Source organism: Streptomyces sp. NBC_00996 (assembly GCF_045162675.1).
In the GTDB taxonomy this organism is placed as follows: domain Bacteria; phylum Actinomycetota; class Actinomycetes; order Streptomycetales; family Streptomycetaceae; genus Streptomyces.
The window spans coordinates 5913822-5926160 of sequence record NZ_CP108723.1 but is presented as its reverse complement, the minus strand read 5'-3'; the positions used below and the strand labels follow the sequence as shown (position 1 = coordinate 5926160).

10 protein-coding genes are annotated in these 12339 nt (G+C 70.6%); 3 read left to right on the top strand and 7 right to left on the bottom strand.

Annotated features, from left to right (window positions below; translation table 11 throughout):
* Window positions 1-58 precede the first annotated feature (58 nt).
* The 5 genes from OG390_RS27900 to ssd form a co-directional block, all read right to left on the bottom strand.
* A complete protein-coding gene (locus OG390_RS27900; RefSeq protein WP_406172063.1) occupies window positions 59-283 on the bottom strand; it encodes a DUF4244 domain-containing protein in 225 nt (74 codons plus the stop codon).
* A 67-nt stretch (window positions 284-350) separates the two neighbouring features.
* Window positions 351-1136 carry a type II secretion system F family protein gene (locus tag OG390_RS27895; protein ID WP_406172061.1) on the bottom strand — a complete coding sequence of 262 codons (786 nt, stop codon included), beginning with the start codon at window positions 1134-1136 and terminating at the stop codon, window positions 351-353.
* Window positions 1133-1963 (bottom strand): type II secretion system F family protein, encoded by an 831-nt coding sequence (locus OG390_RS27890; RefSeq protein ID WP_406177881.1) that lies wholly within the window; start codon window positions 1961-1963, stop codon window positions 1133-1135. Before OG390_RS27890 ends, OG390_RS27895 begins: the two co-directional genes overlap by 4 nt.
* A 76-nt stretch (window positions 1964-2039) precedes the next feature.
* Complete coding sequence (locus OG390_RS27885; RefSeq protein WP_406172059.1) at window positions 2040-3293, bottom strand: TadA family conjugal transfer-associated ATPase; 1254 nt, start codon at window positions 3291-3293, stop codon at window positions 2040-2042.
* Window positions 3290-4384: a septum site-determining protein Ssd gene (ssd, locus tag OG390_RS27880; RefSeq protein WP_406172057.1), complete on the bottom strand. Its 1095-nt coding sequence runs from the start codon at window positions 4382-4384 to the stop codon at window positions 3290-3292. The genes OG390_RS27885 and ssd overlap by 4 nt, the downstream gene beginning before the upstream one ends.
* Before the next feature lie 596 nt (window positions 4385-4980).
* Here ssd and OG390_RS27875 point away from each other — a divergent pair.
* On the top strand, window positions 4981-5814 hold the full coding sequence (locus OG390_RS27875; protein ID WP_406172055.1) for an HAD family hydrolase: 834 nt from the start codon (window positions 4981-4983) through the stop codon (window positions 5812-5814).
* Window positions 5815-6249: 435 nt separating this feature from the next.
* Here OG390_RS27875 and OG390_RS27870 read toward each other — a convergent pair whose 3' ends face one another.
* Complete coding sequence (locus OG390_RS27870) at window positions 6250-7074, bottom strand: oxidoreductase (RefSeq protein WP_406172053.1); 825 nt, start codon at window positions 7072-7074, stop codon at window positions 6250-6252.
* Between the two features lie 101 nt (window positions 7075-7175).
* Between OG390_RS27870 and OG390_RS27865 the strand changes: the two genes are divergently transcribed.
* Complete coding sequence (locus tag OG390_RS27865; RefSeq protein ID WP_406172051.1) at window positions 7176-8156, top strand: ATP-binding protein; 981 nt, start codon at window positions 7176-7178, stop codon at window positions 8154-8156.
* 54 nt (window positions 8157-8210) lie between these two features.
* Here the strand turns inward: OG390_RS27865 and OG390_RS27860 are convergent, their stop codons facing one another.
* Entirely contained in the window at window positions 8211-9482 is a 1272-nt protein-coding gene (locus OG390_RS27860; protein ID WP_406172050.1) for a hypothetical protein, read from the bottom strand.
* A gap of 339 nt (window positions 9483-9821) precedes the next feature.
* Between OG390_RS27860 and OG390_RS27855 the strand changes: the two genes are divergently transcribed.
* The gene (locus tag OG390_RS27855) at window positions 9822-12176 is read left to right on the top strand and encodes a SulP family inorganic anion transporter (RefSeq protein WP_406177879.1); all 2355 of its coding nucleotides are present in this window, start codon (window positions 9822-9824) and stop codon (window positions 12174-12176) included.
* Window positions 12177-12339 lie beyond the last annotated feature (163 nt).

The following is a 12339-nucleotide window of genomic DNA, read 5'->3' as shown; positions in this document are numbered from 1 at the left end:
AGGACCAGGCGTCCACCATGCGCCCCCGGAACGAGCCACCCGGCCCCGGGGCACGCGCTCACATCTGGACATTGAGCGCCCGCCCCACGATGCCCTGCAGTTCCTCGCTGACCTGCCCGCTCGTCACCACCTTGTAGAGCACGGCCGCGAAGGCCACCGCCGCGATGATTCCCACCGCGTACTCGGAGGTGACCATTCCCGCGTCCCTCCGCGCCGCCAGTGCGCGCATCCGTGCCTGCGCCCACGCACATCCCCGAACGAGTCCTCGTACCGTCCTGCGCATTTCAACCCCCGTAAGGTTCAACCCCGTTGATCATTTGCCGTTCACCGCGTGCCGTCGCCTTCGTCGGTCACCCACCACCTCCTCCCAGCAGCCCATCGGCCAGTCCGATCACCACGGGCAGTACGCCGATCGCGATGAAGGCGGGCAGAAAGCACAGCCCCACGGGCGCGGTGACCATGACGGCCGCCCGGCGTGCCCGCGCCGTAGCGGTACGCCCCCACTCGGCGCGGGCCTCCGCGGCGAGCCGCCCGACCGGCACGGCCGCCGGTACCCCCGACTCACCCGCCCGCTCCAGCAGCCGCGCCAATGCCCGGGCACCCGGTATCGACGCCAACCTCCGCCACGCCTCGGCGGGTTCACCGCCGAGGCGCACCTCGGCCGCGCCCCGTGCCAGCCGCTCCCCGACGGGCCCGCCCAGGGCCTCACCCACGGCCTGGGCCGCCACGACAGGGCCTGCCCCGGCCGCGATGCAGGCCGCCACCAGGTCCGCAGCGAGGGGAAGTTGTCGGGCGGCAAGCGCCGCGTCGTGCTCCTTCACAGGCACAAGTCGCCGCCGTCGGAGCCATCGCCAAACCCCGAACCCGGCCGCGAGTCCCACCAGAACCCCGGCAAGACCGCCGACCAGCACCCAGCCCGCGCACACCGCACCCGCCACCGGCAGCCGGCGCCGCGCCACGTCACGGACCTCAAAGCGCGGCCGCTCCGCATGCGCCATCCCCGACGCCAGCAACTCCGCCAGCCTTTTGCGCGCCAGCCGCTCACGCCGCGCCACCCCGAGCCACTGCATCAGCCACCCGAGCGCCAGCACCCCGCACACAATCGCCCCCAGCCTGTGGACAACCTCCGCGCTCATGCCGCCTCCGCTCCCCTCACGATCCGCAGCGCCCAACACAGCCCCGCGCCTTCCAGCACCCCGCCGACCAGCAGACAGCCCAGTCCGGGTCCGGTGTGCAGCAGCACGTGCAGCGGATCTGCGCCCAGTGCGGTGCCCAGCAGGAGTCCCAGGACCGGCAGCCCCGCGAGCATCACCGCGGTCGACCGTGCCCCCGCCAACTGGGCACGCAGGTCCGCTCGTTGGTCCCGCTCCGCGCGCAGCGCCCCCTCCAGGCGGTCGAGACCCGCCGCCAGGCCCGCGCCCCGGTCCACGGCCACGCGCCAGCACGCGGCGAGTCCCACCAGCCCGTCGGCCCCCGGCTGCCGCGCGGCATCGGTGAGCGCGCCCGGCACATCCCCGCCGAACTTCGCCGCTGCCAGCACCACCGCCTTCGCCTCGCCCAGCCCGCCCGAATCGCGCGCGGCCCTGACCAGCGCCTCGCCCGGCTGCCGCCCGGCCCGCACCTCCCCGGCCAGGGCCCCGCACAGGGCAATCACGGCATCACCCCGACGCTCCCGCTCGCGCCGCGCCTCCGTGGCCCGCCGTACCCGCCGGAGCAGCGGCACTCCCGCCGCCCCGAGAAGCAACGGCAGCACGGACGCGCCCAGAAGCGCGACCACCAACGCGGCGACCACCGGCCACCCTCCAGCCCGCAGCCGCCCGCGCACCCGCCGCCATCCGGCGAGCGCCCTCTCCCACGACGGCGGACCGGTCGCCACCACCCCGCCCGCGCACAGCAATCGGGCCCTGCGCGCCCCGGAATCCCAGCCGCCCAGCAACCAGGTCGCCGCCACGGCGCACACCATGGCCGCCGCCACCGAGGTCTCACCAACTCCCGTCACTACAGCCCGCTCCCCTCACTCCCGTCACCGACCTCCGTCACTACAGCCCGCTCCCCTCACTCCCATCCCGGAGCAGCCCCCGCAGCCGCTCCCATCCCCGCTCGTACGTGAAGGCCTCCGCGCCCCACCGCAGTGCCGGCACCGTCACCACCAGCCCGGACGGGGCACGCTCCAGCACATGCACCTCGGCGATCCGCCGCCGCCCGGCCCGGTCGCGTACGAGATGCAGGACCACGGACAACGCCGCCGCCAACTGGCTGTGCAGGGCGGCCCGGTCGAGCCCGGCCGCGGTGCCCAGTGCCTCCAGGCGCGCCGGCACCTGCGCCGCCGCGTTCGCGTGCACCGTGCCGCAGCCACCCTCATGGCCGGTGTTCAGCGCGGCCAGCAGGGAGACCACCTCCGGTCCGCGCACCTCGCCGACAACCAGCCGGTCCGGTCGCATACGCAGGGCCTGACGGACCAAGTCCTGGAGCGCGACCAGCCCTACCCCCTCCTGGTTGGCCGGCCGCCCCTCCAGGCGCACCACATGGGGGTGGTGCGGTCGCAGCTCCGCCGAGTCCTCGGCGAGCACGATCCGCTCCCCGGGACCGACCAGCCCCAGCAACGCACTCAGCAGCGTCGTCTTGCCGGAGCCCGTGCCTCCGCTGATCAGGAAGGACAGCCGGGCGTCCAGCAGCGCTCTCAGCACCCGGTCCCCGCCGGGCGGCACGGTCCGCGCCGCCACCAACTCGTCGAGCGTGAACGCACGCGGCCGTACGACCCGCAGAGACAGGCAGGTGGAGCCGACGGCGACCGGCGGCAGCACCGCATGCAGACGTGTGCCGTCTGGAAGCCGCGCGTCCACCCACGGACGTGCGTCGTCGAGCCGCCGTCCGGCCACGGCCGCGAGGCGCTGTGCGAGGCGTCGTACCGCCGCAGTGTCCGGGAAGGAGACGGCTGTCAGCTCCAGGCCTGCGCCCCGGTCGACCCACACCCGGTCCGGCGCGGACACCAGCACATCGGTAACCGACGGGTCGGCGAGCAGGGGTTCCAACGGGCCGCTTCCGACCAGTTCCGAGCGCAACTGCTCAGCCGCGCCGAGGACTTCGGCGTCCCCGAGCACGCGCCCCTGCTCGCGCAGCGCCTGTGCCACGCGCGCGGGCGTCGGCTCGGAGCCGCTCTCGGCGAGCCACTGCCGTACGCCGTCGAGCAGGCCGGTACACCCCTCCAGCGAGCCCGCATGCCCGTCCCGCGGGACCGTACGTCCGTCCCATCCCGCGCCGCAGTCCATCCCTGTGGCGGCATCCCAGCTCATACGCCCCCGCCTTCCACCGGAACCCGCTCCCAGAAGGCGGCGCAGAACCGGGCGAGCGGCCCCCGCACCGCTCCTCCTGGTGGCGGGCCTCCGTCCAACGGCGAGGGTTCGGCGGGCACTTCGCCCACCAGCGGAAGTCCGAGCAGCCGCGCCACCTCTCGGTCGTCCAGGCCCGGCGCGTAGGGGCCGCGCACCGCGACCCGCAGATCGCGCAGGATCATGCCGACCGCGGACGCCACCCGGCCCGCCGCCGCGATCGAGCGCAGGTCGGCGGGGACCACAAGGAGCCCCAGGTCGAGCTGGGCGAGGGCCTCGACAACGCCTTCGTCGATACGGCGGGGCAGGTCGACGACCACCGCGCCGCCGCGCCGTCTGGCGGCGGCCAGCACCGCTCGTACGGCTTGCGCGGGAATGGTGACGGTGTCACCGCGATCCCAGCTCAGGACCCGCAGCGCGTGCAGCTCGGGCAAGGACTCCTCAAGGGCGCCGCCACCGACCCGGCCGCGGGAGGCGGCGAACGCCGGCCAGCGCAGACCTTCGGCCGCCTCTCCGCCCAGGAGTACGTCGAGTCCGCCGCCCAACGGATCCGCGTCCACGAGCAGGGTGCGACGCCCCTCGCGCGCGGAGGTGACGGCGAGCGCACAGGCCAGCGTGGAGGCTCCGGCGCCGCCTCGGCCGCCGAGGACCCCGACGGTGAGGGCCGGCCTGCCGACTCCCTCGGCCACGTCGGCGATGCGGTCGACGAGCCATTGCTCACCATCGGGCAGCACCAGGACATGGTCGGCACCGATCTCGACCGCCCGCCGCCAGACGCCGGAATCGTCCTGATCCCGCCCGACGAGCACCACTCCCCTTCTGCGCGCGGCCCCGCGCACGCGCCGGGCGGCATCGTCGCCCACCAGTACGAGAGGCGCCGCCTCCCAGCTGCCCCTGCGCTCCGGCACTCCGTGGTGGACCTCCGGCCTGGCGCCCGCCGCCGCGCACAGGCGCAGCAGGTCGTCCAGCAGTTCGGCGTCCTCCGTGACGATCAACGGTCCGCCCTGCCGCCCCTCGGCGGCACCCGGCCGGTCATGCGTGATGGCTCCCGCCACGATCTCCAGCCCCCTTCGCTGCTTCTTGCGCGGGGCTCGCAGGGTCCTCTGCGGACCCGCGATTCCCGCTCGTGTGAAGAACCGGCAACCGGCCTCCATATGAACGGCCGATACGAACCGGCCAAACGCGCCCGACAAACGGAACCGGCCATGAACTCGCCGCGAGGAACTTGCCGCCGCCGGAGCGCGCTGGAATCACGGTGCAGCGACCCCGGAAATCGTGTGGATCTTGGTCGATAACTGTGGACAACTCAGTGGTTGTGAATATCGCCTTCACCCATACCGGTGACTCGTGTACGACTTCCTTAGAGCAGCCCAACGGCTACACACAGTGACGGGCCGCGGGCGTGCGTAGAGGACGGCCAGAGCGGTGACAACAAGGCCCCGAGGCCGCGCAAGAGGGGGGAAAAACCCATCCGGACATGCGACGACCCCCGCCGGGGGGGAGAGCGGGGGTCGTCCCCACGGCCGACTCGGGGGGGGAGGAGTCGGACCGGGTTAGCACGGTCGCGAACGATCCGTGACTTCCATGGTGTACCCGAGAGCCCTCTCAGGCAAACCCACGCGCCTCACCTTACGCCGAATGGTGGGCGCCTATGCTCGGGCTCGTGGAAAACCACTCCTTGCCTCGCACAGCAGCCTTCTTTGACCTGGACAAGACGGTCATTGCGAAGTCGAGCACGCTCACGTTCAGCAAGTCGTTCTACCAAGGCGGGCTGATCAACCGCAGGGCCGCGTTGCGTACCGCATATGCCCAGTTCGTGTTCCTGGCGGGCGGCGCCGACCACGACCAGATGGAGCGGATGCGCAAGTACCTGTCCGCGATGTGCCGCGGCTGGAACGTCCAGCAGGTCAAGGAGATCGTCGCCGAGACACTGCACGACCTGATCGACCCGATCATCTACGACGAGGCCGCGTCCCTCATCGAGGAGCACCACACCGCCGGGCGCGACGTCGTGATCGTGTCCACGTCCGGAACGGAAGTGGTCGAGCCGATCGGTGAACTGCTCGGCGCGGACCGGGTGGTGGCGACCCGCATGATCGTGGGCGAGGACGGCTGCTTTACCGGCGAGGTGGAGTACTACGCCTACGGGCCGACGAAGGCCGAGGCGATCAAGGAACTTGCCGTGTCCGAGGGGTACGACCTCGCAGGCTGCTACGCCTACAGCGACTCGGCGACGGACCTGCCGATGCTGGAGTCCGTCGGCCACCCGCACGCGGTGAATCCGGACCGCGCGCTGCGCCGCGAGGCCCTCGCCCGCTCATGGCCGATTCTGGACTTCCACCGCCCGGTCCGGCTGAAGCAGCGACTGCCCTCACTGTCCGTACCGCCCCGTCCGGCACTCGTCGCGGCGGCCGCCATAGGCGCGGCAGCGGCCACGGCAGGGCTCGTCTGGTACGCCAGTCGGCGGCGCGCGACCGCCATGTGATCACGTCACCTCTGTGCGAACAGCACATTCAGGTCCGGTTCACACCCGTTTGAACCTAAAAGTAAAGAAGTGCAGTCAGGGCTTCCGCTTCCTCGGGACCTGGAGTACAAAGGGGTTAACGGCCCGCGAGACCAAGGACATCCGAGAGGATCACCTTTAAACGCAACCAAGGCCCCACGGACCGAGCATGAACGCCGAGCACCCACGCGACGTCGACCCGTCGATTACGGGCCAGCCGCACCAGGCCACGGGCCACAGTTCCCGACCTGATGGGCAACATATCGAGGACGCTTGGTAACCCGGTGAGCATGCCAGCGGCGGTACGAGAACTCGTACCGCCGCAACCCTGCTCAGGGAGTTCTTCGCCTTCCCGGAGGGAGTTTTCGCCCTCCTAGTGGAGGGCGATTCCCTTGTGGAGGGCGATTTTCGAGCTCCTCACGCCGCCCCGCGCTGAAGCGCCTCACAGACGGCCGTCGACTCCCTCACGCCCAGCTCAACCGCCTTGCCGCAGTGGGCGATCCAGGCCGCCATGCCCTCCGGGGTACCGGACGCGTAGCCGTCCAGGGCCGCCGCGTAGGCAGCACGGCCGAGTTCGGCATGACCGACCTCAGCCGGGCAGATCGACTTCGGGTCGAGCCCGCTGCCGACCAGGACGATGCGTTCGGCCGCGCGCGCGACGAGGCCGTTGTGGGAGGTGAAGGGGCGCAGGGCGAGCAGTTCGCCGTGAACGACGGCCGCGGTCACCAGTGCGGGGGCCGAACCGCCCGTAATGATCAGCCGCGAGAGGCCTTCGAGCCGCCCGGCCACCTCATGCGCGTCCGGCAGCGGCAGCTCGACGAGGGGCTCGTCGGCCGGTTCGCCGTTCTGCCGCGGCCGGCCGACCTCGTCACCCTTGTCCGCGGCCGCCACCAGATGCAGCCGGGCCAGCACCCGAAGGGGCGACTGCCGCCAGATGGACAGGAGTTGGCCCGCCTCGGCGGTCAGCCTGAGGGCCGCGCCGACCGTCCGGGCCTCGTCGTCCGCACTGAAGTCGGTGCGGCGGCGCACCTCTTCGAGGGCCCAGTCGGCACCGGACAGCGCCGCGGAACCGCGCGCGCCGCGCAGTGCCGCCTCGGACGTGATCTCGTTACTGCGGCGTCGCATGATCCGGTGGCCGTAGACCCGGTCCACGGCCTTGCGGACGGACTCCACGGATTCGGCCACTCCGGGAAGCGAACCCAGGGCCGCTAGCGGATCGGCGGTCGCGCCTGTCGTACTCATGAGTACGACATTACGCACCCCGGCGGCCTGCCCCACGAAGGAGTGGTCTTCTTCACGTACAGCAGGCACTCAGAGCAATCATCCCACTACTCTTTGTGAACATGAAAATTGCTTTCGTAGGGAAGGGCGGCAGCGGCAAGACCACCCTGTCCTCGCTCTTCGTCCGCCACCTCGCGTCCACCGGATCGCCGGTCGTCGCGGTGGACGCCGACATCAACCAGCACCTGGGCGCCGCGCTCGGCCTCGACGAGACGGATGCCGCCGGACTCCCCGCGATGGGTGAACGGCTGCCCCTGATCAAGGACTACCTGCGCGGCTCCAACCCGCGCATCGCGTCCGTCGAGACGATGATCAAGACGACCCCACCCGGCGAGGGATCGCGGCTGCTGCAGGTGCGCGAGAACAATCCGGTGTACGACGCCTGCGCGCGTTCGGTGGAACTCGACGGTGGCGCCGTCCGTTTGATGGTCACCGGCCCGTTCACCCAGGCCGATTTGGGAGTGGCGTGCTACCACTCCAAGACCGGTGCAGTGGAGCTCTGCCTGAACCATCTCGTCGACGGCCGGAGCGAGTACGTCGTCGTCGACATGACGGCGGGCTCCGACTCCTTCGCGTCCGGCTTGTTCACCCGCTTCGACATCACGTTCCTCGTCGCCGAGCCGACGCGGAAGGGGGTCTCCGTCTATCGCCAGTACAAGGAGTACGCCCGCGACTTCGGCGTCACCCTGAAGGTCGTCGGCAACAAGGTGCAGGGCCAGGACGACATCGATTTCCTCCGCACCGAAGTCGGCGACGACCTCCTGGTCACCGTCGGGCACTCGGACTGGGTGCGCGCCATGGAGAAGGGCCGCCCGCCCCGGTTCGAGTTTCTGGAAGACGCCAACCGCCGTTCCCTGCGCACCTTGCAGACCGCAGCGGACGCCACGTACGAACTGCGCGACTGGGAGCGTTACACGCGCCAGATGGTGCACTTCCACTTGAAGAACGCGAGCAGCTGGGGCAACGCGAAGACCGGGGCGGACCTGGCCGCGCAGGTCGACCCCGGTTTCGTACTCGGTGAGGGCCTGGTGGCCACGGCTTGAGCCGCCGGCCCGCGGGGGACCGCTGCGGCTCGAGCCGGGGGCCTGGAGCCGCCGCTACGGCTTGACCGCCGGTGCCCCGGGGACGCCCTTCGGGGCAGGCGCGGGGCGGCCTGAAAGGAAGGACGCCCAGCCCTGCTTCGGGGCCTCGCCGACCTTGAGGCCACGCAGCCTGTCGAGGGTGGCCGGGTCCTGGGCGTCGAGCCAGTCGGCCAGTTGCCGGAAGGAGACGCAGCGCACCTCGGGCTTGGTGCAGACACTCTCGACGACCTCGTCGACGGCACGCATGTAATTGCCGCCGTTCCAGGACTCGAAGTGGTTGCCGATGATCAGCGGCGCGCGGTTGCCGTTGTAGGCGCGGTCAAAGCCCTTGAGCAGGCCGTCACGCATCTGGTCGCCCCAGTACTCCTGTTTGTCGGGGTCACCCTGGGTCCGGGTGCCCGACTGGTTGATCATGAAGTTGTAGTCCATGGTGAGCTGCTCGTAGGAGTGCCCGGGGAAGGGTACGAGCTGCATCGACAGGTCCCACAACCCCTGCTTCTTCTTGGGCCAGACCTGGTTGTTGACACCACTGGTGTCGTAGCGGAAGCCCAGCTGGCGTGCCGCCTTCATGAAGTTCTTCTGGCCTTCCAGGCACGGCGTGCGGGCGCCGATGAGCTCCTTGTCGTAGTCGAAGGGCAGCGGAGACGCCTTCTTCATGCCCGTGTTGGTCTTCCAGGACTTCACGAACGACTTCGCCTGGGCGATCTCGCTCTTCCACTCCGCGACCGACCACTCACCGACCCCGCCTCCGCTGCCGCAGAAGTGGCCGTTGAAGTGCGTGCCGATCTCGTTGCCCTCCAGCCACGCGCCGCGCAGCTGATTCACGGTGTCCTTGATGCCCTGCTCGTCGTTGAAGCCGATCTCGGAACTGCCGGGTGAGTGCTGCGGGGGTCTGTACAGGTCGCGCTTGTCCTCCGGCAGCAGGTACAGGCCACTCAGGAAGTACGTCATCGTCGCGTTGTTGGCCTTGGCGATCTTCCGGAAGTGTGAGAAGAGCTTCTGGCTGTCCTCGCCGGCGCCGTCCCACGAGAAGACCACGAACTGCGGGGGCTTCTGACCGGGCTTCAGCCGCACGGGCTTGGGCAGATGCGGCTGCGCACCGGTGTACGCGGTGGAACCGTCGCCGATCAGGCGGACCGCGCTCTGGGGCGCGGGGGCCCCGGCCGCCTCCTTCGCGCCGTGCGCGCCTTCCTTGGAACCGGTCGCATCGCTCGAGCAACCGGCGAGCGCCGTGGCGCAGGCCGCAGCGAGCGCTGCGCCCGCGGCGATCCTCTGGGTGGCGGCCATATTCCGCCCTCCTTCTTCCTACGGTCGAGGCAACGCCGATTAGGGCGTTCTGTGCTGATATGCGGCGATTTGCCGACAGCGCGGCCAACGTCGCACGGGACCGAAGGAGGAATAAATATGACAAGCCGACAAAATGCCAGGTTCACCCTGGAGGGTGAATTACTGCCCTATTTGATCCGAAATTTCGCACGATGCCTTTACTCTGCATTACGATCCGTTTACTGATTGTTGAAAATCCCGCCGCTGCACGCCGTGACCCACGGCCGCGATCCGCCCCCCGCCGTCCTGGACGGGGACCACCTGTTCCGCGACCGCGCTGCCCCGGAGGAGACGGGAACCATGCCCGCCTGCGTCCCCACCCGCGCCGCCGACTCGACTCGGCCCAAGCGCATCCATCAGCCCCACAGCCCCCCGCCGACGCCGCCGCCCCGCCGAATCCGTATCGCGGGTGCCGATCTGTCGGCCTCCATCGCGGTCTTTCTGATCGCCCTGCCCCTGTCGCTCGGCATTGCCCTCGCCACCGGCGCGCCGCTCCAGGCCGGCCTAGTCGCCGCCGCCGTGGGCGGACTCGTCGCCGGACGGCTCGGCGGCTCATCGCTCCAGGTGAGCGGGCCCGCCGCCGGGCTCACCGTCGTCACCGCCGAGCTCATCCACCACTACGGATGGCGTGCGACCTGCGCCATCACCGTCCTCGCCGGAATCGCCCAACTGGGCCTCGGCTGCCTGCGCGTGGCCCGTACGGCACTCGCCGTCAGCCCCGCGATCGTTCACGGCATGCTCGCCGGCATCGGCGTGACCATCGCGGTCGCCCAGCTGCACATCGTGCTGGGCGGCACCCCGCAGAGTTCCGTCCTCGACAACCTGCGTGCGCTACCGAACCAGTTGGTGCACGTCCACCCCGCCGCGGTGACGATGAGCGTGCTGACGCTGGCGCTCCTGCTCGCCTGGCCGCGGATTCCCGGGCGGGCCGGGCACATGCTGCGCAAGGCCCCCGCCGCGCTCATCGCCGTCGCCGGAGCCACCGCTACCGCCTCGCTCGCCGGGCTGACCCTGCCCAAGGTCGACCTGCCGTCCTGGAGCAGCCATGCGCTGGCGGGACTGCCCGAGGGTCCGGTACTCGGTGTCGCCACCGCCGTCCTCGCCGTGACGCTGGTGTGCAGCGTGCAGTCGCTGCTCGGCGCCGTCGCGGTGGACAAGATGGTTGCCGGCAGGCCCGAGCTGCAGTCCCGGGTGAGCCGCTCCGATCTCGACCGGGAACTGCTCGGGCAGGGCGCCGCCAACATCGTCTCCGGGGCGCTCGGCGGACTGCCGGTCGCCGGAGTCGCCGTCCGAAGCTCCGCGAATGTGCAAGCCGGTGCCGTGAGCCGGAACTCCACGATGCTGCACGGCGTTTTCGTAGTAGTTGCCGCGCTGCTGATGGTCCCGATCCTGGAGCTGATCCCCCTCGCATCGCTCGCCGCCCTGGTGATGGCCGTCGGCATCCAGATGGTGTCCCTGCACCACATCCGCACGGTCACCCGCCACCGCGAGGTGCTGGTATATGCCGTCACCACACTCGGCGTCGTGTTCCTCGGAGTTCTCGAGGGCGTGGTGCTGGGGGTCTCCGTTGCCGTCGGCGTCGCCATGCACCGCCTCGCCCGCACCCATATCACGCACGAGGAGAAGGAGGGAGTCCATTACGTACGCGTACGAGGGCAGTTGACGTTCCTCGCGGTGCCACGACTCAGCCGTGCTCTGCATCTGGTACCCCACGGGGCCGACGCCGTCGTGGAGTTGGACGGATCGTTCATGGACCACGCGGCGTACGAGTCACTGCAGGACTGGCAGAGCGCGCACTTCGCGGGAGGCGGCGCGGTCGAGCTCACCGGGCGGGCCGGAACCCGGATCGCCGAGCCCGCGAGTTCCGCCCACTGCCGTTGCCGGCCCTGGACGCCCTGGCGCAACCACCAATGCGAGACCTCCCCAGGCACCCAGCCCGCACCTCCCGGCGGCCATCCGGGCGGGTCCGATGGGCAGAGCGGGCACCAACTGGCGCGTGGCATCAGCGCGTTCCAGCGCAATACGGCGCCCCTGGTGCGGGGTGAGCTCGCGCGACTGGCGCGGGAGGGGCAGCGGCCGTCCCAGCTGTTCCTGACCTGTGCCGACTCACGGCTCGTCACGTCGATGATCACCTCCAGTGGTCCAGGTGACCTCTTCGTCGTACGGAATGTGGGCAACCTCGTGCCATTGCCCGGGGAGGAGAGCGGGGACGACTCGGTGGCCGCGGCGATCGAGTACGCGGTGGATGTGCTGAAGGTGCGGTCCATCACGGTGTGCGGACACTCCGGGTGCGGGGCGATGCAGGCCTTGATGACCTCGGAACCCGGTGGGGCGCTCACGCCGCTCAAGCGGTGGCTGCGGCACGGGGTGCCTAGCCTGGAGCGCATGGCCGCCAAGGACCGGCCGTGGGCGCGGCTTGCCGGGCGGGCGCCGGCCGACTCGGTGGAGCAGCTCTGTCTGACCAACGTGGTGCAGCAGTTGGAGCATCTGCGGGCGCATGAGTCCGTGGCGCGGGCCCTGCGGGAGGGTGTGCTCGAACTGCACGGAATGTACTTCCACGTCGGAGAGGCTCAGGCGTATCTGCTGACCGCCGGCGACGGGGGCGAGCTGTTCGATCACGTGGGGGCGGCGGAGGATCTGCGCCGTCCCGCGTGACCCGGGCGTGGTGCGCGGCCCCGGTCGGCGGGGTCGCGCACCATGAATCGGTCACCCGCGCACGAGCGGATGGCCGTTCTGCGGATGACGGGGTTTCCGTCTTTTCGTCCCTTCCCGGCTGGAGTTGAGACTCGCATGGGGGGTCGCAGGGCGCCGAGTGAAC